This window comes from Streptomyces griseoruber, from assembly GCF_001514205.1.
In the GTDB taxonomy this organism is placed as follows: domain Bacteria; phylum Actinomycetota; class Actinomycetes; order Streptomycetales; family Streptomycetaceae; genus Streptomyces; species Streptomyces griseoruber.
The window spans coordinates 65,593-86,329 of the sequence record NZ_KQ948771.1 but is presented as its reverse complement, the minus strand read 5'-3'; the positions used below and the strand labels follow the sequence as shown (position 1 = coordinate 86,329).

19 protein-coding genes are annotated in these 20,737 nt (G+C 71.2%); 4 read left to right on the top strand and 15 right to left on the bottom strand.

The annotated features are described in order from the left end of the window. Positions 1–14 precede the first annotated feature (14 nt). The 15 genes from AQJ64_RS52070 to AQJ64_RS22665 form a co-directional block, all read right to left on the bottom strand. On the bottom strand, positions 15–1,400 hold the full coding sequence (locus tag AQJ64_RS52070) for a glycosyltransferase 87 family protein (RefSeq protein WP_055636168.1): 1,386 nt from the start codon (positions 1,398–1,400) through the stop codon (positions 15–17). Next, positions 1,397–2,794 carry a polyprenol phosphomannose-dependent alpha 1,6 mannosyltransferase MptB gene (mptB, locus tag AQJ64_RS22735; protein ID WP_055636167.1) on the bottom strand — a complete coding sequence of 466 codons (1,398 nt, stop codon included), beginning with the start codon at positions 2,792–2,794 and terminating at the stop codon, positions 1,397–1,399. The genes AQJ64_RS52070 and mptB overlap by 4 nt, the downstream gene beginning before the upstream one ends. A gap of 103 nt (positions 2,795–2,897) precedes the next feature. Further along, entirely contained in the window at positions 2,898–3,836 is a 939-nt protein-coding gene (locus AQJ64_RS22730; RefSeq protein ID WP_055636166.1) for a glutaminase, read from the bottom strand. Positions 3,837–3,883: 47 nt separating this feature from the next. Then, positions 3,884–5,296 (bottom strand): aspartate ammonia-lyase, encoded by a 1,413-nt coding sequence (aspA, locus tag AQJ64_RS22725; protein WP_055636165.1) that lies wholly within the window; start codon positions 5,294–5,296, stop codon positions 3,884–3,886. 310 nt (positions 5,297–5,606) lie between these two features. Next, positions 5,607–6,623: an asparaginase gene (locus AQJ64_RS22715; protein ID WP_055636163.1), complete on the bottom strand. Its 1,017-nt coding sequence runs from the start codon at positions 6,621–6,623 to the stop codon at positions 5,607–5,609. 44 nt (positions 6,624–6,667) lie between these two features. Beyond that, positions 6,668–8,107, bottom strand: coding sequence for an amino acid permease (locus tag AQJ64_RS22710; protein ID WP_055636162.1), 1,440 nt, complete (start codon positions 8,105–8,107; stop codon positions 6,668–6,670). Beyond that, positions 8,104–8,781, bottom strand: coding sequence for a FadR/GntR family transcriptional regulator (locus AQJ64_RS22705; RefSeq protein WP_055636161.1), 678 nt, complete (start codon positions 8,779–8,781; stop codon positions 8,104–8,106). Before AQJ64_RS22705 ends, AQJ64_RS22710 begins: the two co-directional genes overlap by 4 nt. Positions 8,782–8,966: 185 nt before the next feature. Next, positions 8,967–9,803 carry an undecaprenyl-diphosphate phosphatase gene (locus tag AQJ64_RS22700; RefSeq protein WP_055636160.1) on the bottom strand — a complete coding sequence of 279 codons (837 nt, stop codon included), beginning with the start codon at positions 9,801–9,803 and terminating at the stop codon, positions 8,967–8,969. An 88-nt stretch (positions 9,804–9,891) separates the two neighbouring features. Next, on the bottom strand, positions 9,892–10,251 hold the full coding sequence (gene crcB, locus AQJ64_RS22695; RefSeq protein WP_055636159.1) for a fluoride efflux transporter CrcB: 360 nt from the start codon (positions 10,249–10,251) through the stop codon (positions 9,892–9,894). Beyond that, positions 10,248–10,628, bottom strand: a complete 381-nt coding sequence (locus AQJ64_RS22690; protein WP_055636158.1) for a DUF190 domain-containing protein — start codon at positions 10,626–10,628, stop codon at positions 10,248–10,250. Before AQJ64_RS22690 ends, crcB (AQJ64_RS22695) begins: the two co-directional genes overlap by 4 nt. Then, complete coding sequence (gene crcB, locus AQJ64_RS22685) at positions 10,628–11,089, bottom strand: fluoride efflux transporter CrcB (RefSeq protein ID WP_055636157.1); 462 nt, start codon at positions 11,087–11,089, stop codon at positions 10,628–10,630. The genes AQJ64_RS22690 and crcB (AQJ64_RS22685) overlap by 1 nt, the downstream gene beginning before the upstream one ends. A 22-nt stretch (positions 11,090–11,111) precedes the next feature. Then, positions 11,112–12,080, bottom strand: a complete 969-nt coding sequence (locus AQJ64_RS22680; RefSeq protein WP_055636156.1) for an SMP-30/gluconolactonase/LRE family protein — start codon at positions 12,078–12,080, stop codon at positions 11,112–11,114. A 67-nt stretch (positions 12,081–12,147) separates the two neighbouring features. Next, positions 12,148–12,435, bottom strand: a complete 288-nt coding sequence (locus AQJ64_RS22675) for an ArsR/SmtB family transcription factor (RefSeq protein ID WP_055636155.1) — start codon at positions 12,433–12,435, stop codon at positions 12,148–12,150. 206 nt (positions 12,436–12,641) lie between these two features. Further along, positions 12,642–14,210, bottom strand: a complete 1,569-nt coding sequence (locus tag AQJ64_RS22670) for a glycosyl hydrolase 53 family protein (RefSeq protein ID WP_055636154.1) — start codon at positions 14,208–14,210, stop codon at positions 12,642–12,644. Between the two features lie 103 nt (positions 14,211–14,313). Continuing rightward, entirely contained in the window at positions 14,314–16,335 is a 2,022-nt protein-coding gene (locus tag AQJ64_RS22665; protein WP_055636153.1) for a beta-galactosidase, read from the bottom strand. A gap of 161 nt (positions 16,336–16,496) precedes the next feature. Between AQJ64_RS22665 and AQJ64_RS22660 the strand changes: the two genes are divergently transcribed. The 4 genes from AQJ64_RS22660 to AQJ64_RS22645 are packed head-to-tail and all read left to right on the top strand — an operon-like array spanning position 16,497 to position 20,681. Next, positions 16,497–17,828, top strand: a complete 1,332-nt coding sequence (locus tag AQJ64_RS22660; protein ID WP_055636152.1) for an ABC transporter substrate-binding protein — start codon at positions 16,497–16,499, stop codon at positions 17,826–17,828. Beyond that, complete coding sequence (locus AQJ64_RS22655) at positions 17,825–18,748, top strand: carbohydrate ABC transporter permease (RefSeq protein WP_055636151.1); 924 nt, start codon at positions 17,825–17,827, stop codon at positions 18,746–18,748. The genes AQJ64_RS22660 and AQJ64_RS22655 overlap by 4 nt, the downstream gene beginning before the upstream one ends. Beyond that, positions 18,745–19,650 (top strand): carbohydrate ABC transporter permease, encoded by a 906-nt coding sequence (locus AQJ64_RS22650; RefSeq protein WP_055636150.1) that lies wholly within the window; start codon positions 18,745–18,747, stop codon positions 19,648–19,650. Before AQJ64_RS22655 ends, AQJ64_RS22650 begins: the two co-directional genes overlap by 4 nt. Continuing rightward, positions 19,647–20,681 carry a LacI family DNA-binding transcriptional regulator gene (locus tag AQJ64_RS22645; RefSeq protein WP_055636149.1) on the top strand — a complete coding sequence of 345 codons (1,035 nt, stop codon included), beginning with the start codon at positions 19,647–19,649 and terminating at the stop codon, positions 20,679–20,681. Before AQJ64_RS22650 ends, AQJ64_RS22645 begins: the two co-directional genes overlap by 4 nt. The last annotated feature ends 56 nt before the right edge of the window (positions 20,682–20,737 follow it).

Here is a 20,737-nt window from a genome sequence, read left to right as displayed (position 1 = left end):
GGCGGGCACGCCGTCTACGAGGAGGCGCGCGAGCTGCTCGACTGGGGGTTCGCGGCCGGGGGGCGGGTCGAGCCGGTGGGGTCGCTGGACGCGCTGCGCGCCCGGCCCAGGCCCGCCGCCGGGCCGGTGGCCGACCCCGCGGCGCGGTCGGTGGCGCACCCGGCGGCCGTGCCCGTCGCCGTCGCGGCCGGGCGTCCGGGCTGGTCACGGGTGGCGGCGATCGCGGGGGCGGCCGTGCTGGGCGGGTCCGTCGTCGCGCTGGCGCTGTGGCTCGTGGGGCGGCGCTCGGCGCGCGGCTGACCGGCCGGCAGGAACAGCAGCAGGCCCAGCGTGACCCAGGTGTAGGTGTTGCTGCCGAGGAAGCCGTCGACGCCGGACGCGTCGTCGAACCAGAGCCACACCACGCTGGTGCACAGCACGGCGTACAGGGCACCGGCCACGCGCGCGTGCCCCGCGCGCACCAGGACGGCGAACGACGGCAGCAGCCACACCAGGTGGTGCACCCAGGTGACCGGGCTGACCAGGCAGGCGGTGACGCCCGTGAGGGCGAAGGCCGCCTGCCAGTGCCCCGCGTCCACCGCCTGCCGGGCCCGCCGCGCCCACACGCCCAGCACCACCACGACCAGCACCGCCCACACGGCCTTGCTGTCCACGCCGAGCCGGGCCAGGACGCCCTGGAGCGACTGGTTCGACACATAGCCGAGCCGGCCCACGCGGCTGGTGTCCCACAGCGCCCGCGTCCAGTAGAACCGGGACGCGTCCGGGGCGACCAGCGCCGCGCACCCCGTGGCGGCGAGCGCGACGGCCGTCGCGACGGCGGCCGTGCGTCGGCGGCGGGCGATCAGCAGCAGCCCGATGAAGACGGCCGGGGTGAGCTTCACGGCCGCCGCGAGCCCGATGCCGACCCCGGCCCAGCGGCCCCGGCCGCTCGCCAGCAGCCAGGCGTCGGCCAGGACCAGGGCCAGCAGGAGCAGGTTGACCTGGCCGAAGCTGAAAGTGTCCCGCAGCGGTTCGAACAGGGCGAGGACACAGGCCGCGAGGACCGCGCCGTACCAGCCGTGCCGCCGCCAGCCCGGCCCCGCCAGCACACGGACGACGACGGCCAGCGCCGCCAGGTTGAGCAGCAGGGCGACCGCGATCGCGGTCCGCAGCCCGACCAGCGCCATGGGCAGCATGGTGACGGCCGCGAACGGCGGATAGGTGAAGCCGTACGGCGTCCCCGGCACCCGGTAGTCGTAGACACGGCCGCCGTGGTGGATCCAGGTGTTGACGGTGCCGTAGTAGACCCGCAGGTCGAACCAGTCGCGCAGCAGCGGGACCGTGGCGGTGAACAGGGTGACGGCCGCGACCAGGCAGCCCAGCAGCAGCAGACGGCCGCGGTCGGTGGCGGGCGCTCTCATGCCGTACGCCCCAGCGCGGCCGGTGCCTGGGCCGCGAGGTGGGCCTGCCAGAGGACGACCACGGCGAGCGCGCCGCCGCAGACCGCGAGGAGCAGCCGGCTGCCGTCGGCGGGCCCGCCGTCCGGCAGGACGGCGAGGGCCAGGACACCGGCCACGGCCGCCATGCGATGCCGTACCGAGGTGCTGGGGGCCGCGGCGGCCATGAGGAACAGGCCCCACAGGGCGTACCAGGGGCGGATCGCCGGGCCGAACGCGGCCACCGTGGCGAGGCTGAGACCGAGCGCGTACACCGGGCGGGGGCGCAGCCGCCACCATATGGCGACCAGGGCGACGGCGGTGACGGCCAGGCCGAACGCGTGCCAGGCGGGGACGGCCAGCGGGGCGAGATCGCTGCCGAGGTGGTCGAGAAGGGCACCCGTGGCGCGGCCCAGGAGGCTGGTGAGGGCCCAGTTCTGCGGGGAGACCGGAGTGCTGAGGGCGGCTATCCAGCCGTATCCGGTGCCCGCGAGGGCGGTCGCGGCGACCGTGGTGGCGGCGCAGGCGGCCAGGGTGGCCAGGACGGCCCGCACAGGATGCCGGCCCGCGCGCACGGCCAGCAGCACGACCGCGGCGAGGCCCAGGATCGCGGGGGCCTTGACCAGGGCCGCGAGCGTGACGAGGACGGCCGCCGGGACCGGCCGCCGGGCGAGCGCGGCGACCAGCCCGGTCCCGAGCAGGCCCAGCATCATGGCGTCGTTGTGGGCGCCCGCCACCAGATGCAGCAGCACCAGCGGGTTGAGGACGCCCAGCCACAGGGCGGCGGCCGGGTCGGCGCCGCTGTGCCGGGCGAGCCGGGGCAGCGCGGCCGCCATCAGCGCCACCCCGCACAGCGCGACCAGCCGCATGCCGAGCAGCCCGGCGGGCAGTTCCCCGTGGGTCAGGCCGTACAGCGCGGCGGCGACGGCCATGAAGACCGGTCCGTACGGGGCTCCGGTGTGCTGCCACAGCGGGGCGACCTCGGCCGCGAGCGGGCCGCCGAGCCGGGCCGGGCCGTGGGTGTACACGTCGATGTGCGCGTCCACCATCGCGCCCTGGGCGAGATAGCTGTAGACGTCCCGGCTGAACAGCGGCGGCCCCACCACCAAGGGCGCCGCCCAGACCGCGAGGACGAGCACCAGGGCGCGCGGTGTCGGCGGGTCCGCGCCGCGGACGAGTCCGCCGAGGAGGATCCAGGCCGCGGTCAGCAGCACCAGCCCGAAGTACACGCCGACCAGACCGAGGACGGCGTGCACGGAGGACGGGGCCAGAAGTTCCCGCGCGGGCAGCGCGCCGGCGCTCTCTCCGCCCAGCGCGAGACAGACCGTGCCGGCCAGGCCGATGACCTGGCAGCGACGGAGATCGACGGGCAAACCCATGGCCAACACTCGGTCAGGGTGTCAACGCGGGATGGCCGGAACCTGACGTGCCGCCCTCCGCCCGGGGACCTGCGCGTGACCGGGCGGTGTGCGCACGGCGGGCTCAGAACACCGACAGCCCCGTCAGGGTCGTGAAGCGGTCCAGGGCCGCCACGCCCGCCACCGAGTTGCCCCGTTCGTCGAGGCCGGGGCTCCATACGCACAGGGTGCAGCGGCCGGGCACGACGGCGATGATGCCGCCGCCGACCCCGCTCTTGCCGGGCAGCCCGACGCGGTAGGCGAACTCGCCCGCCGCGTCGTAGGTGCCGCAGGTCAGCATCACCGCGTTGACCTGCTTGGCCTGGCTGCGCGTCAGCAGCCGGGTGCCGTCGGCGCGGATGCCGTGCCGGGCGAGGAAGGTGGTGGCGAGGGCCAGGTCGGCGCAGGACGCGGTGAGCGAGCACTGGCGGAAGTACTGGTCGAGCAGGGCCGGCACGGGGTTGTCGATGTTGCCGTAGGACGCCATGAAATGGGCGAGGGCGGCGTTGCGGTCGCCGTGCGCGGACTCGGACGCGGCGACCTCCGCGTCGAAGTCGAGCACGGGGTTGCCGCTCTCGGCGCGCAGGAAGGCGCGGAGTTCGCCGGACGCGTCCCCGGTACGGGTCTGGAGGCGGTCGGTGACGACGAGGGCGCCCGCGTTGATGAACGGGTTGCGCGGGATGCCGTGCTCGTACTCCAGCTGGACCAGGGAGTTGAAGGGGTTGCCGGAGGGCTCGCGGCCCACGTGCTCCCAGAGCGCGTCGCCCTCGCGGGCCAGGTCGAGGGCGAGGGTGAAGACCTTGGTGATGGACTGCGTGGAGAACGGCTCGCGCCAGTCCCCCACGCCGTACACCGTGCCGTCGAGTTCGGCGACGGCCATGCCGAAGCTGTGCGGATCGCGGGCGGCGAGCGCCGGGATGTAGTCGGCGGGCCGGCCGCGGCCCGGGGTGTGCTCCATCTCCTCGGCGATGCGCTCCAGGACCGGCTGGAAGGCGAGGGACGACGTCGTTGTCATGATCACCATTGTGCCTCCGGGCCGGTCCTGGTGCGTCACCGCAGGTCAGGAAGGGGTCACACCTGAGGTGCGCCGCTGCCGGCCAGCACCTCGGGACGCAGCAGGTCGGCGAGCCGCTCGGCGGGCAACAGGCCCTTCTCCAGGACGAGTTCGGCGACGCCCCGGCCGGAGACGAGCGCCTCCTTGGCGATGTCGGTGGCCGCGGTGTACCCGATGTGCGGGTTGAGGGCGGTGACCAGGCCGATGGAGTTCTCGACGGTCGCGCGCAGGGCCTCGGTGTTGGCGGTGATGCCGTCGACGCAGCGGTCGGCCAGGGTGAGGCAGGCGGCCCGCAGATGCGTGATGCTCTCCGACAGGGAGTGCAGGATGATCGGCTCGAAGGCGTTGAGCTGGAGCTGTCCGGCCTCGGCGGCCATGGTGATGGTGACGTCGTTGCCGATCACCTCGAAGGCGACCTGGTTGACGACCTCGGGGATCACCGGGTTGACCTTGCCGGGCATGATGGACGATCCGGCCTGCACGGGCGGGAGGTTGATCTCGCCGAGGCCCGCGCGGGGGCCGGAGGACAGCAGGCGCAGGTCGTTGCAGCTCTTGCTCAGCTTGACCGCGATCCGCTTCAGCACACCGGACATCTGGACGAACGCGCCGCAGTCCTGGGTGGCCTCGACCAGGTTGGCGGCGGTGACCAGGGGCAGGCCGGTGATCTCGGCGAGGTGGCGGCGGGCGGACTCGGCGTAGCCGGCGGGAGCGTTGAGGCCGGTGCCGATGGCCGTGGCGCCGAGGTTGATCTCATGGATCAGCTGGACGGCCTCGTCAAGACGGTTGCGGTCCTCGTCGATCATGACGGCATAGGCCGAGAACTCTTGACCGAGCGTCATGGGGACCGCGTCCTGCAACTGTGTACGGCCCATCTTGAGCACACTGCGGAACTCGACGGCCTTGCGGCCGAAGGAGTCCTGCAGTACGGCCATCGCCTTGAGCAGTCCACGGACCGCGAAGACCGTCGCGATCTTGACGGCGGTCGGGTAGACGTCATTGGTGGACTGACCGAGGTTGACGTCCTCGTTGGGGTGCAGGTACTGGTACTGCCCCTTCTCGTGGCCCATCAGCTCCAGGGCCCGGTTCGCCACGACCTCGTTGGCGTTCATGTTGGTGGAGGTGCCGGCGCCGCCCTGGATGACGTCCACGACGAACTGGTCGTGCAGTCGGCCCTCGCGGATCTCGCGGCAGGCGGCGACGATCGCGGCGGCCTTCTCGGGCGCCAGCAGGCCGAGTTCCTCGTTGGCGAGGGCGGCGGCCTCCTTGACGGCGGCGAGCGCGTCCACGAGGTGCGGGTAGGCGGAGATGGTGGCGCCGGTGATGGGGAAGTTCTCGGTGGCGCGCAGGGTGTGGACGCCCCAGTACGCGTCGGCGGGGACGTCCCGGTCGCCGAGCAGGTCGTGTTCGCTGCGGGTGGCTGCGACGGTCATGAGGTGCGGGTCCTCTTTCTGGGGGTGGTGAGGGTGAGGGGGAGCCGGCGACGACGGGTGGCACGGGAGCCGGCTCGGACGGAACGGGGTACGTCCGCCCGAGCCGGCCGGAACACCGGCCCGGTGGTGACCGGACCGGCGGGTTCGGGGCCGTCGGCGAGGATGCGGCCGACGCTGGGGGGAACGACCTCGCGGATCGGGCCGTCGCACGACCGGATCGGGCCGCCGGACGACCGGATCGGGCCGCCGGACGACCGGGTCGGGCCGTCCGCCGGTGGCCACCGCGCACACTCGGTGGCCACCGGAGTCGTCAGGCGCAGGCGCGGACGGTCACCGGGTCCAGGGCCCGTACCGGGCGGACCGAGCCGACCGGTTCGCCGCCGCCGAGCAGCGCCTCGCCCGCGAACTCCGTGAGGAGGGCGGGGTCGACGCCCGCGCGGGCGAGGGCGGCCGCGGCGACCGGGATCCGGGCCCGGTTCGCGCCGTCGGAGATCTTGACGGCGACGGCCCGGCCGTCCGGGAGCGCGGCGACCTCCACGCCCTCGAAGCCGTCCTTGGCGAGCAGGCCGGGGACGGCCCGCATGAGGGCGGCCACGTCCCGGCCGGTGCCGGAGGCCATCTCGGCGTGGTCGCGCATGGCGTCCGCGACCCGGGCCTCGGGGGTGCCCGGCGCCGCCGTGGTGATCCGGGCGGCGGCCCGGGCGAGGCCGTGCAGGGAGACGGAGAAGAGCGGGGCGCCGCACCCGTCGACGGTGACCCGGGCGATCCGCTGTCCGGTGAGGTCCTCGACGATCTCCGCGATCGCCTGCTGGAGCGGGTGCTCCGGTGCGAGGTAGTCGTCGAGGGACCAGCCGTTGAGCTTGCAGGTGTACAGCATGGCCGCGTGCTTGCCGGAGCAGTTCTGCGCGAGACGGGAGGGCCGGCGGCCCTCGCGTATCCAGGTGTCGCGGACCGCCGGGTCGTACGGCATGTCCGTGACGTTGCGCAGGTCGTCCTCCGTGAGGCCGGCCAGCTCGAGGATCCGCAGGGTCCCGGCGAGGTGGCGTTCCTCGCCGGAGTGGCTGGCGGCGGCGAGCGAGAGCAGCTCGCCGTCGAGCGGCAGCCCGGCCCGCACCATCGCGACCGCCTGGGCGGGCTTGAGCGCGGAGCGCGGGTAGAAGGCGGCCTCGATGTCGCCGAGCTGGAACTCGACGTCACCGTTCGCGCCGAGGACGACGACCGAGCCGTGGTGGACACCCTCCGTCACCCCGCCCCGCACGAGGTGGGCGACGGGCGCGTGGAGGGGTTCACGGATCACGGGGGCGTCCGTGAGGGAACTGCTGTACATCACTGCCTGGATCACTTGGGGGTTGTCGTGGGCCGGCGCCGGGTTCACGCGTCGGCCTTGGCCGAGGTGCGCTCGCGGTTGCGGCGGATGGCGTACCAGCCCGCGACGAGCGCTGCGACGATCAGCGGCAGGCACAGCACGGTGGTGCGTCCGGCGCCGCCGTCGGCGTACATGAGGACCAGGACCGACGCGAGGAAGAACAGGGTGACGAGTTCGGTCCAGGGGGAGCCCGGGAGCTGGTAGTCCGGGCGGGTCAGCTCGCCCTTCTGGGTCTTCTGCCAGAAGAGCAGGTGACAGATCATGATCATGCCCCAGGTACAGAGGATGCCGATCGCCGCGAAGTTCAGGACGATCTCGAAGGCGTCCGCCGGGACCACGAAGTTGAGGCCGACACCCAGGACACAGACACTGCTGGTGAGCAGGATGCCGCCGTACGGGACCTGGCTGCGGCTCATCTTCGCGGTGAACTTCGGGGCGGAGCCGTTGACGGCCATGGAGCGCAGGATGCGGCCGGTGGAGTAGAGGCCGGAGTTCAGGGAGGACATGGCCGCCGTGAGGACGACCAGGTTCATCACACCGCCGGCCGCGGGGACGCCGATGTTGGACAGGACGGTGACGAAGGGGCTCTCGCCGGCCGTGTACTTGTTCCAGGGGAGCAGCATCGACAGCAGGACGACCGAGCCGACGTAGAACAGGCCCACCCGCCACATGATCGAGTTGATCGCCTTCGGCATGATCTTCTCGGGGTTCTCGGTCTCACCGGCGGCGACGCCGACCAGCTCGACGGAGGCGTAGGCGAAGACGACGCCCTGGATGATCAGCAGCATGGGCAGCAGGCCGTTGGGGAAGACGCCGCCGTTGTCGGTGATCAGGGAGGGTCCGGGGGTGGTGCCGTCCACCGGGTGCTGGGTGACCAGCAGGAAGATGCCGATGCACATGAAGATCACCAGGGCGCTGACCTTGACGATGGCGAACCAGAACTCCAGTTCGCCGAAGATCTTCACCGAGATCAGGTTCACGGTGAGCACCACGGCCAGGGCGATCAGGGCGATCACCCACTGGGGGATGTCGGAGAACATGCCCCAGTAGTGGGTGTAGGTGGCGACCGCGGTGATGTCGGCGATGCCGGTGGTGGCCCAGTTGAGGAAGTACATCCAGCCGGCCGTGTACGCGCCCTTCTCGCCGAGGAACTCGCGGGCGTACGACACGAACGCGCCGGAGGACGGGCGGTACAGGACGAGTTCGCCGAGCGCGCGCACGACGAGGAACGCGAAGACGCCGCAGACGGCGTACGCGACGAAGAGGGAGGGCCCGGCGTCGGCGAGCCGGCCGCCCGCGCCGAGGAAGAGGCCGGTGCCGATGGCACCGCCGATCGCGATCATGTTGACGTGCCGGTGCTTCAGCGACTTGCTGTAGCCGTGGTCTCCGGCGTCGATGTGACCGGACGAGGGGCGCGTCTCGTCTTTGAGGTGCTGTTCGCTCACGCCTCGGGTCCGCCTTCCAGGGGAGTGATCGTGCCGGGGGAGCGCACGATGTCGGTGAGGGTCGTCTCGACGCGGTCGAGGTGATGGCTCATCGCCTCCACCGCGTCGTGCTCGGAACCGTCGATCAGCGCCTCGACGATGGCCCGGTGCTCGCGGTTGGACTGTTCGCGCCGGCCGCCCAGCTCGTTGAGGAAGGCCGACTGACGCGCCAGTGCGTCCCGGATCTCCTCGATGACCCGGCGGAAGACCGGGTTCTGGGCGGCTTCGGCGACGGCCAGGTGGAAGAGGGTGTCCATCGCGACCCACGCGGTGGTGTCCGTCTCCCGTTCCATGCGGTCGAGCAGATGGGCCAGGTGGTCCAGGTTCTCCGGGGTGCGGCGCGCGGCCGCGTACCCGGCGACCGGGATCTCGACGTGGCGGCGCACTTCCAGCAGGTCGCTGGCCGCGTAGTCGCCGAAGGTGGGGTCCTCGACGGTGTTCGCGATCACGAAGGTGCCCTTGCCGGTCTTGGCGACCGTCAGGCCCATGGTCTGCAAGGCGCGCAGCGCCTCCCGCAGCACGGGCCGGGACACCTCGAGGGTGCGGCAGAGTTCCGCCTCGGAGGGAAGCTTCTCGCCGATGGCGTACTCGCCGCGCTCGATGGCGCCACGGAGGTGGCCGAGAACCGCTTCCATCGCGCTGACGCGCCGCGGTGCCGGACCACCTGTCTGGCTGTCTGACAGGTTCACGGGAGAGATGTTCCGGTTTACGTACGGCTGGTGTCAAGGGAACCGAAACGAAAAATTCAACGGGCGGGAAGTCTGCATCAGAACTTCCCGCCCGCCGGGGATCGACCGCCCGGGGATCGACCGCCCGGGGATCAACCGTTCAGCACCCCGGTGCCCAGCAGCCCGAACAGCAGGACGCCGATGACGATCCGGTAGATCACGAAGGCGTTGAAGGAGTGCTTGGCGACGAACTTCAGCAGCCAGGCGATGGAGGCGTACGCCACCACGAAGGAGACGGCGGTGCCGACGGCCAGCGGGGCGACGCCCACACCGGTGCCGAGCGCGTCCTTCAGCTCGTACAGGCCCGCGCCGGTCAGGGCGGGGATGCCCAGGAAGAAGGAGAGCCGGGTGGCCGCGACGCGGTCCAGGTCCAGGATGAGCGCCGTGGACATGGTGGCGCCGGAGCGGGAGAAGCCGGGGAAGAGCAGCGCGAGGATCTGTGAGCTGCCGACGAGCATCGCGTCCTTGAACGAGGTGTCGTCCTCGCCCCGCTTGTGCCGGCCCATCTGGTCGGCCGCCCACATCACCCCGCTGCCGGCGATCAGCGAGCCCGCGACGACCCACAGGGAGGCCAGCGGGCCCTCGATGAGCGGTTTGGCGGCGAGGCCCACGACCACGATCGGGATCGTCGCGCAGATCACCCACCAGGCGAACTTGTAGTCGTGGTGGACGCGCTCCTCGCGGTGGCGCAGACCCCGGAACCAGGCCGACACGATCCGCACGATGTCCTTGCGGAAGTACACCAGCACGGCGGCGATCGCCCCGACCTGGATCACGGCGGAGAAGCCGACGACCGCGTCGTCGTCGACCGGGATGCTCATCAGGCCCTCGGTGATCTTCAGATGGCCGGTGGAGGAGACGGGGAGGAACTCGGTCACTCCCTCGACGGCTCCGAGGACGACGGCTTGGCCGACGGAGATGGCGCTCATGGAATCCAGTTCTGGGTGGGTCGACAACGGCGAGGGACAGTCCTACCAGGCGATTACCGGCGGCCGGGGCGGGGCGGACCCGCTCCGGTCACACGGCCTGGCCTATCGCGACCCCGGCGAACGCGGCCCCGAGGCCCGCCACCAGACTCCCGAGGACGTTGGCGGCAGCGTAGAGGCCCGCGCCGGTCTCCGTCAGCCGGAGCGTCTCGTACGAGAACGTCGAGTACGTGGTCAGCGCCCCGCAGAAGCCCGTGCCCAGGAACAACCGCAGGTCGGGGCTGAGGGAGGCGGCTCCGGTCAGGGTGCCGAGGATCAGACAGCCGATCACGTTGACGACGAAGGTGCCCCACGGGAACACCGCATCGTGCCGGGACTGCACCGCGCGGTCGGTGAGATAGCGCGCGGGGGCGCCGATCATGCCGCCCACGACGACCACCAGCCAGTTCACAACGACTTCTTACCCTTCGCGTCCGTTTCGCCCCGGTTCTTGGTGCGGTCCGCGTAGCTGATCACATGGCACGCGTCGAGCACGGCCAGGCCTTCGGTGACCAGTTCGTCGAGCTGCGGCAGGAAGGCCTGCACCCGCTCCTCCGTGTCCACGATGACGACGGCGACCGGCAGGTCCTCGCTGAGCGAGAGCAGCCGTGAGGTGTGGATCCGGGAGGAGGCGCCGAAGCCCTCGACTCCGTGGAAGACGCTGGCGCCGGCGAGTCCGGCCGCGTGGGCGCGGTGGACGATCTCGCTGTAGAGGGGCTTGTGGTGCCAGGTGTCGTTCTCGCCGACGAACACGGTCAGGCGCAGGGCGTTGCCGGTCAGCCTGGTCATCACTGCCTCCTGAGGCGCGTGGGCAGGGCACGGCGGGTCGCGGTGGCGGCGAGCCACACGGCCCCGAGGGCCGCGCTCAGGGTCGCGGCGAGGTAGGCGAACGCGGCGCCGGGGCGGCCCGCGTCGACCAGCCGCTGGATGTCGACGGTGTACGTCGAGAAGGTGGTGAAGCCACCGAGGACGCCGGTGCCGAAGAAGGGGCGCACCAGCCGGTGCACGGTCAGCACCTCGGTGATCAGCACCAGGAAGACGCCGATCACCGCGCAGCCGACGACGTTCACCCAGAAGGTGGTCCAGGGGAAGCCGCCGGTGGCCGTGGGCCACCACAGCGTGGCCGCGTAGCGGGCGGCGGCGCCGATCCCGCCGCCGACGGCGACCACGGCGACCACCGGGAGCTGACCGGTCCCGGTGGTCCCGCGCGGGGTGCTGGTGCGGAGGCTCTCGGCCTCGGGAGCTGACATGTCGCACCAGCGTATCGCCGCCTCACCCGGCCGGGGGCGCCTCGCAGACGGCGATGCCGGGCTCCCGGAGGCTGCCGAGGATCAGCCGGCCGCCCGTCTCGCAGACGCTGGTGACCATGCGGTAGCCGGAGTGGCGACGGGTGAGGTGTGCGAGGGTCCGGCCGTCGTCGTCGAGCGCGAGGACGCCGACCGTGCCCGAGGGGCGGTACGGCACGCGCAGGGCCGCACGGGCGGCGCGGCGGCGTACGGCGGGGCGGGCGCGGTGCAGGAGGTCGAGCGGGGGGACGCGCGGGCCGGCCAGGGCGACCCAGATCGGGCCGCCGGGGGCGCCGCGCCACAGGTTGTCGGGGAAGCCGGGCAGGTTCTCGGCGAAGGGTTCGGCCTGTCCGGCACGGGGGCCGGTGAGGTGGAACCGGGTGAGGCGGCGAGCACCGGTCTCGGCGACGACGAGGAACGTGTCGTCGCCGCTGCGGGCGATCCCGTTGGCGAACTGGAGCCCGTCCAGGACGACCTCGGCATCGTCCGCGCCCGGTGCGAGGCGCAGCAGCCGTCCGGTGCCGGTGTGTTCGACGAGGTCGCCCATCCAGTCGCGCAGCGGGTGGACGCGGTTGGAGACGGTGAAGTACACCGTGCCGTCGGGCAGGGCGACGACGTTGCTGCAGAAGCGCAGCCGCTCCCCCTCCGCCGTCTCGGTGAGCACGCGGACGTTGTCGGAGCCGCCCTCGGGGTCGACACGCAGCAGGGCGCCCTCGGCGTCGCACACCAACAGGTCGCCGTCGGGCAGGAGTTCGAGGCCGAGCGGGCGGCCGCCGGTCTCGGCGACACAGGTGACGCGGGTCGCGGACGGGTCGTCCAGGCCGTCGATCCGCAGGATCCGGCCGTCGGCCACCCCGGTCAGCACCCGTCCGCCGGAATCGGCCACGACGTCTTCGGGACCGTGTCCGGGGAGAGTGAGGTACCTGATCGGAACGAGGGCCGTCCGACGGTCCATGAGGGTCCGCCTTCCTGGAGGAGGCGGCCATCCTCGCAGGTGCTCGGGCGTCTTTCCCGGGGGCCCTTCACCAACCCTTCTCGAACATGCGCGCCACCTCGGCTATGCGTATCTCGTCGCGCCGGTAGTACAGGCGCCGCTTGATGCGGGTGGCGCGCAGCAGGCCGATGTCGGTGAGCAGGGCGAGGTGGGTCTCGGCGACCTCGCGGCGCACCCCGAGTCTCGCCGCGATCGCGTCCGCGGTGACGCCGTCCTCGACCAGGTCGCCGTGCCGCTGGGGCGGGAAGTGCCGGTGCGGCTCCTTCAGCCATTCCAGGATGTCCAGTCGCTTCTCGCCGACGGGAGTCCTCAGCATCGTCTTCCCCCTCCGTCCGGGCCTCCTCGAGCCGTGTCGTCCCACTCTTCCGCAGTCGGAGGTGCCGTGTCCCGGACTCTGTGAGCCTTGGCCGGGATCGAACAGCTCTGCCATGCGGAGGTGTTCGGACGGGGAGGGGCGGCAACGAGGCGTGCGGGCCCGGCCGCGGGGTGCGGCCGGGCCCCTGGTTCACCAGGTGGCGGGGGTCAGCGGTGGCTGAACCACGCCATCGAGGAGAGGGCCTTGTCGTCGTAGCCGAACAGGGCCTGGTTCTCCCAGCCGTTGCCCGAGGTGGCGTCGGCCGGGTCCCAGCCGTTGCCGGTGACGGCGGTCCAGGTCGCCTCCCAGTAGAAGACGCCGAGCCCGCGGCCGTTCGGGACGGCCTCCACGATGTTCGCGACCGCGTTCATCCAGGCGAGCTGACCGGCAGCGGTGGCCGGGTAGCCGGTGACCAGCTCACCGGTGGTGTCGATCTGGTTGGTGAGCGAGTCGTCGCTGTCGAGACGGAAGGGGTAGGCCGTCTCGGCGATGAACACCGGCTTGGAGTACCGGGAGGCCACGTCGTCCAGGGTGGTCTGGGCGGCGGCCAGCGAGCCGTGCCAGTAGCCGTAGTACGACAGGCCGATCACGTCGTAGTTGATGCCGTACGTCTTGGCGTTGTCGAACCACCAGCGGACGGTGGCGTCGTCACCGGCGTTGGCGAGGTGCAGGGCCACCCGGGTGCCGGAGGAGACCGCCTTGACCGCGCTGTAGCCGGAGTTGAGCAGCCCGGCGAGCTGCGACCAGTTGTCGGTGGAACCCTCGCTCCACAGCATGCCGCCGTTGATCTCGTTGCCGACCTGGACCATGTCGGCCGTGGTGCCCTGTGCCTTCAGCGCGTTGAGCACGTCGTACGTGTGGTTGTAGACGTCCGTCTTGAGCTGGCTGTAGGAGTGGCCGGACCAGGCGGCGGGCTTGGTCTGCTTGCCGGGGTCGGCCCAGGTGTCCGAGTAGTGGAAGTCGACCAGCAGCTTCATGCCGGTGGCCTTGATCCGCTTGGCCATGGCCAGGACGCGCGTCTTGTTGTTGTAGCCGTCGGCGGGGTTGACCCAGACCTTCAGGCGCGCGTAGTTCATGCCGGCGTTCTTCAGGATGGTGACCGCGTCGCCGGTGGTGCCGGAGCTGGTCTTGTAGACACCGCCGTAGGCCTCGCTCTTGGCGAGGGAGGAGATGTCGGAACCCTTGATGGACAGGCCGGTCGATCCCGACGTGAAGGTCAGGTCGTCCACATTGATCCAGTTGCCCGCGTTCGCATCACTGTTGACGCTGATGGTGCACTGGCTGTTCGTCACATTGATCGACGTGACGATCCGCACCCAGCTGCTGGTGGACACCGGCAGATCGGTGCGCTGTTCGGAACTGCCGCAGTTCTTCAGCGCGAGGTAGGCGGAGTTCTGGCCGCCGCCGGAGCGGACCCAGGCGGTGAGGGTGTAGGTGCCGTTGGTCAGTCCGGAGAGGTACTGGTACGTCTCCACCTTGTAGGCGGTGGACGCCCAGTGGGTGAGGCGGTAGCTGCCGGCGTGGCCGCCGGACTCGGTGAAGGAGGCGGAGTTCTGGCCCGCCGCCGAGTAGGTGGACCAGCCCGTGGGGGTGGCGGTGCCGGTGCCGTCGGACTCGAAGCCGCCGTTGGTGAGCGTGCTCGCCGCCTGGGCGGTCTGCGCGGGCAGCGCGGTGAGGGCGAACCCCGCGACCAGCGGCAGCAGCAGAGCTCTGAGGGTGCGTCTGGGATGGAACATCGTCGTCCGTCGTCCCTTCGACGTAGGGGTGGGGATCCCTCGGGTGAGGGAGAGACCCCCTCCGCCCGCGGCTCGCGGCTCCACGGGCGGAGGAGGAGTCGGCTCAGCCGTCGAGTCGGACGACCCTGACGGCTCCGGCCGGGACCGCGAGGCGGCCGGCGGCACGTTCGCCCGTGAGCAGCTCGGTGCCGGAGGTCTCCAGCGGCACCTTGGCGTCGGCGGCGGTGTGGTTGACGGCGAAGAGGTAGCTGCCGCTCTCTCCTGAGCGGCGCACGACCTCGACGTCGTGGGGCAGGCCGGCGCGCGGGTCGAGGCGCGCGTCCTCGGCGGCCCAGCCGAGCAGGGCGTCCAGTCCCTCGTGGCCGAGGCGGGTGGAGACGTACCAGGCGGTGCCCTCGCCGAGGCGGTGCCGGGTGACGGCCGGGTGGCCGGCGGTGAGGCCGTCGGCGTACGTCCAGACGGTCTCGGCGCCGCGCGGCACGACGAACTCGGTCCACACGTCCCCGCCGAGTTCGGAGCCGTCGGGGCCGGTCAGCCGTACGCTCTGGTCCGCCAGCAGCGGGGAGAACTCCTCGACGGTCAGGCCCAGGACGTCGCGCAGCACGCCGGGGTAGGCGCCCTCGTGGACGCAGTCGTGCTCGTCGACGATGCCGGAGAAGTACGACACCACGAGGGTGCCGCCGTTCTCGACGTACTCCTTGAGGTTGTTCCCGGCCGCCTCCGTCATCAGGTAGAGCGCGGGCACCACGACCAGGGGGTACGCCGACAGGTCGGCCTCGGGGTGGGCGAAGTCGACGGTGAGGTGACGGTCGTAGAGCGCCTCGTAGAAGGCGTCGGCGCGCTCGCGGGCGTCGTGGTCCTCGCTGGGCCGCCAGGCGAGGTTCTGGGCCCACCAGGATTGCCAGTCCCACAGGAGGGCCACGTCGGCCTCGGTGCGGGTGCCGCGGAGGGTGGCCAGGGAGTCGAGGGACGCCCCGAGTCCGACCACCTCGCGCCACACGCGCGTGTCGGTGCCGCCGTGCGGGACCATCGCCGAGTGGAACTTCTCGGCGCCGCGCCGGGACTGGCGCCACTGGAAGAACATCGCGCCCTCGGAGCCGCGGGCGACATGGCCGAGGGAGTTGCGGGCCATCTGGCCGGGGGCCTTCGCGGGGTTGCGGGGCTGCCAGTTGATGCCCGAGGTGGAGTGTTCGAGCAGGATCCAGGGGGCGCCGCCCGCGACCGAGCGGGTGAGGTCGGCGGCCATCGCCAGGTTGACGTGGGTACGGCGGCCGTCGGTGATGAGGTAGTGGTCGTTGGTGACGATGTCCACCTCGCGGCCCCAGGCCCAGTAGTCGACGGAGTCGCACTGGCTGAGGGCCGTCATGAAGTTGGTGGTGACCGGGACGCCCGGTGCGAGGCGGTGCAGGATGTCCCGCTCCGCGCAGAAGTTCTCGCGCATGGTGGCGTCGGCGAACCGCTTGTAGTCGAGGGCCTGGCCCGGGTTGCCGACCGTGGGGGTGGCGCGCGGCGGGTTGATGTCCTCGAGGCTCGCGTAGCGCTGGCCCCAGAAGGCGGTGCCCCAGGCCTCGTTCACCGCCTCGACGGTGCCGTACGTCGTCGCGAGCCAGCGGCGGAAGTGGGCGGCGCAGGAGTCGCAGTAGCAGGCCGAGACGGGGACGCCGTACTCGTTGTGCACGTGCCACATCGCGAGGGCGGGGTGGTCGCCGTAGCGCTCGGCGAGCCGGGTGGTGATGCGCGCGGCGGCCGCGCGGTAGTCGGCGTTGCTGTGGCAGATGGCGCCGCGCGAGCCGAACTCCAGGCGGACGCCCTCGGGCGTCACGGGCAGGGCGTCGGGGTGGGCGCGGTAGAACCAGACCGGCGGGACGACGGTGGGGGTGCCCAGGTCGACCCGGATGCCGTGGTCGTGGAGCAGACCGATGATCCGGTCCAGCCAGCCGAAGTCGTACTCCCCGGGTGAGGGCTCGAGCAGGGCCCAGGAGAAGATCCCGACGCTCACCATGGTGACGCCGGCCTCCCGCATCAGACGGACGTCCTCCTGCCAGACGCTTTCCGGCCACTGCTCGGGGTTGTAGTCCCCACCGAAGGCGAGCCCGGTGAGGCCCTTGGGGGTGGTCTCCGGCATGGATTTTCTCCCGTTTGATCGAACATTTGGGAACGTGCACACATCGGGATGGCGGTGCGGGCCCAACATAACCGCACAGCAACAACCATTGACAAGTGTCCGGGATGTTTCTCTACTGTGAACGCTCACAGACACCAGGACCCAGGTCAGGGGAGAGATCCATGCCCAACACGAAGCGCCGGCGGCTCTTTGTCAGAGGCGCAGCATCCGCCATCGCCGTCACGCTCGGCGCCACCGCACTCGCCGCCTGCGGCTCGTCCGACGACGAGGGCAAGGCCGAGTCCGGTCCGGTCTCGCTCACGTACTGGACCTGGACGCCCGGCATGGACAAGGTCGTCGACCTCTGGAACAAGGGCCAGGGCAAGAAGGACCAGATCACCGTCACGGTGAAGAAGCAGGCGTCCGGCGACACGCTGGTCACCAAGATCCTCACCGCGCACAAGGCGGGCAAGGCGCCCGACCTGGTGCAGGCCGAGTACCAGGCGCTGCCGACGCTGGTCAGCAATGACGCGCTGGCGGACATAGCCAAGAACGTGGGCGACGCCAAGAGCAAGTTCGCCGACGGTGTGTGGCAGCAGACGACGCTGGGCACGGACGCGGTCTACGCGGTCCCGCAGGACATCGGCCCGATGATGTTCTACTACCGCGCCGACCTCTTCAAGAAGTACGGTCTGACGGTCCCGACGACCTGGGACGAGTTCGCCGAGACGGCCCGCGCGCTGAAGAAGAAGGCGCCGGACAAGGACCTGACCACGTTCTCCGCCAACGACTCCGGTCTCTTCGCGGGCCTCGCCCAGCAGGCCGGCGCCAAGTGGTGGACGACCTCCGGCGACAAGTGGCAGGTCGGCATCGACGACGCGGCCACCAAGAAGGTCGCCGACTTCTGGGGCGGCCTCGTCAAGGAGGGCGCCGTCGACAACCAGCCGATGTACACCCCGTCCTGGAACAAGGCGCTGAACACCGGCAAGCAGATCGCCTGGGTGTCGGCCGTGTGGGCGCCGGGCACCCTGACCACCGCCGCGCCCGACACCAAGGGCAAGTGGGCCATGGCGCCGCTCCCCCAGTGGTCGGCCGGCGACAACGTCACCGGCAGCTGGGGCGGCTCCTCCACGGCCGTGACCACGGACTCCAAGCACCAGGAGGCCGCCGCGAAGTTCGCCGCCTGGCTGAACACCGACGGCGCGGCCCTGACGGCGCTGGCCAAGGAGAGCGGCATCTACCCGGCCGCCACGAACGCCCAGACCAGCGGCGCCTTCGCCACCCCGCCGGACTACTTCTCGACGCAGCCGGAGTTCTACACCCTGGCCGCCAAGATCGCGCGCACCACGGCGCCCTCGGCCTGGGGCCCCAACGTGAACGTCGCCTACCAGACCTTCAACGACGCCTTCGGCGCCGCCGCCAAGAACAGGTCGGACTTCTCCGCCGCCCTGAAGACCATGCAGGACGCCACGGTCGCCGACCTCAAGAAGCAGGGCTTCGAGGTCTCCGAGTGACCACCGCACGCCGGAAGCCGTACGGGGTCAAGGGGGCCCCGTACGCCTTCCTCCTCCCCGCGACGGTCCTCTTCTCCCTGTTCTTCGCACTGCCCATCGGGTACGCGGTCTGGCTCAGCTTCCACAAGGTGCGCGTCTCCGGCCTCGGGCTGGGCAAGGGAGCGCGCAGCGAGGTCTGGGCCGGCGTCGAGAACTACACGGACGCCTTCACCGACAGCGAAATGCTGGACGGCGCGCTGCGCGTCCTGGGCTACGGCTGCATCGTCGTCCCGGTGATGCTGGGCCTGGCCCTGCTGTTCGCCCTGATGCTGGACTCCGAGAAGGTGCGGCTCGCCCCGTTCACCCGGCTCGCGATCTTCCTGCCGTACGCCATCCCCGGTGTGGTGGCGGCGCTGCTGTGGGGCTTCCTGTACCTGCCGGACGTCAGCCCCTTCTACTTCGTGCTGGAGAAGCTGGGCCTGCCGCAGCCGGACCTGCTGGACGGCGGCCCGCTGTATCTCGCCCTCTCCAACATCGCGGTCTGGGGAGGCACCGGCTTCAACATGATCGTCATCTACACCTCGCTCCAGGCGATCCCGGCCGAGGTGTACGAGGCGGCGAAGCTGGACGGCGCCACCCCGCTGCAGATCGCCCTGCGGATCAAGATCCCGATGGTGGCGCCCTCGCTGGTGCTGACCTTCTTCTTCTCGATCATCGCCACGCTCCAGGTGTTCAACGAGCCGACCACCCTGAAGCCGCTCACCAACGCCGTGTCCACGACGTGGAGTCCGCTGATGAAGGTGTACCGGGACGCGTTCGGCACGGGTGACATCTACCAGGCGGCCGCCGAGGCCGTGATCATCGCCCTCGCCACGCTGGTGCTGAGCTTCGGCTTCCTGCGGGCGGCGAACCGTCGTGACAAGCAGGAGGCAGCGGGATGAGTTCTCTTGCCGTACAGAAGGCCCCCACCGCCGCCGGTACGACGGGTGCGGCGCAGAACCGGCCCCCGCTGCGCGGCCGGATCGCGCTCATGCCGACGGTCACCCTCCTGCTGGGCGCGCTCTACTGCCTGCTGCCCGTGGCCTGGGTGGTGATCGCCTCCACCAAGTCCGGCCGTGAGCTGTTCTCCACGTTCACCTTCCTGCCGGGCACGGGCTTCACCGACAACGTCAAGGAGCTCACCGCCTACCGCGACGGCGTCTACTGGAAGTGGATGGGCAACTCCGCCCTGTACGCCGGTCTCGGCGCGCTGCTGTCGACGTGCGTGTCGGCGTTCAGCGGCTACGCCCTGGCGACCTACCGCTTCCGCGGCCGTGAGTCGATCTTCAACATCCTGCTCGCGGGCGTGCTGATGCCGCCGATCATCCTGGCCGTCCCGCAGTACCTGCTGCTGGCCAAGGCGGACCTCACGGACTCGTACTGGTCGGTGCTGCTGCCGCAGATCCTCTCCCCGTACGGCGTCTATCTCGCCCGCATCTACGCGGCGGCGGCCGTTCCCACCGACGTGGTGGAGGCCGGCCGGATGGACGGGGCGAGCGAGTGGCGGATCTTCACCCGGATCGCGCTGCCGATGATGGTGCCCGGGCTGGTGACGGTGTTCCTGTTCCAGTTCGTGGCCGTGTGGAACAACTTCCTGCTGCCGTACATCATGCTCAGCGACGACGAGAAGTTCCCGATCACGCTGGGTCTGTTCACGCTGCTCGAGCAGGGCTCGAACCAGCCCGCGCTGTACACACTGGTGATCACCGGGGCGTTCCTCGCGGTGATCCCGCTGGTGGCGCTGTTCCTGGTCATTCAGCGGTTCTGGAGCCTGGATCTGCTGTCCGGGGCCGTAAAGTCATGACCATGAGCAATGGTGCGGGGGGCCGGCGCAGACCGCCGACGATCCACGACGTGGCGCGGGAGGCAGGGGTCTCGCGCGGCACCGTCTCCCGGGTGCTCAACGGCGGGCACTACGTCAGCCCCGCGGCGGCGGAGGCGGTCAACGCCGCCATCCGCAAGACGGGTTACGTCGTGAACCGGCACGCCCGCTCGCTGATCACCGGCCGTTCGGACTCGGTGGGTTTCCTGCTGACCGAGCCCCAGGAGCGGTTCTTCGAGGACCCCAACTTCAACGTCCTGCTCAGCGGCTGCACCCAGGCGCTGGCGGCGCACGACATCCCGCTGCTGCTGATGCTCGCGGGCACCAAGGACGAACGGCGGCGCATCACGCGGTACATCACCGCAGGCCATGTCGACGGCGTGCTGCTGGTCTCCAGTCACTCCGGCGACCCGGTCGCGGAGGAGCTGCGCGAGGCGGGGGTGCCCCTCGTGCAGTGCGGCAAGCCGATGGGGCTGCGCTCCAAGGTGAGCTATGTGGCGGCGGACGACCGGGACGGCGCCCGTGACATGGTGCGCCATCTGCTGTCGCTGGGCCGGCGCCGGATCGGCATGGTGAGCGGCCCGCTGGACACGCCGGGCGGTGTGGACCGGCTCGCCGGCTACAAGGAGGTGCTCACGGAGGCGGGCGTCGAGATCGACGAGCGGCTCGTGGTCTCCGGCGACTACAGCCGGGCCAGCGGGGAGGCGGGCGCCGAACGGCTGCTGGCGCAGGCCCCGGATCTGGACGCCCTGTTCGTCGCCTCCGACCTGATGGCGCGCGGTGCGCTGACGGCGCTGCACCGGGCGGGGCGCCGGGTCCCCGAGGACGTCTCCGTGGGCGGCTTCGACGACTCCGTCGCGGCGACGGAGGCGGTGCCCGCGCTGACCACGATCCGCCAGCCCTACGACCGGGTCAGCGCCGAGATGGTGCGGGTCCTCCTCGCCCAGATAGGGGGCGAGGACCCGGCGGCGGTGATCCTGCCGACGGAGCTGGTGAAGCGGGACTCGACCTGAGAGGTGACGTCGGTCGGTCAGGATCGGAGAAGCGCACTCCCCGTACCCCGGCCTAG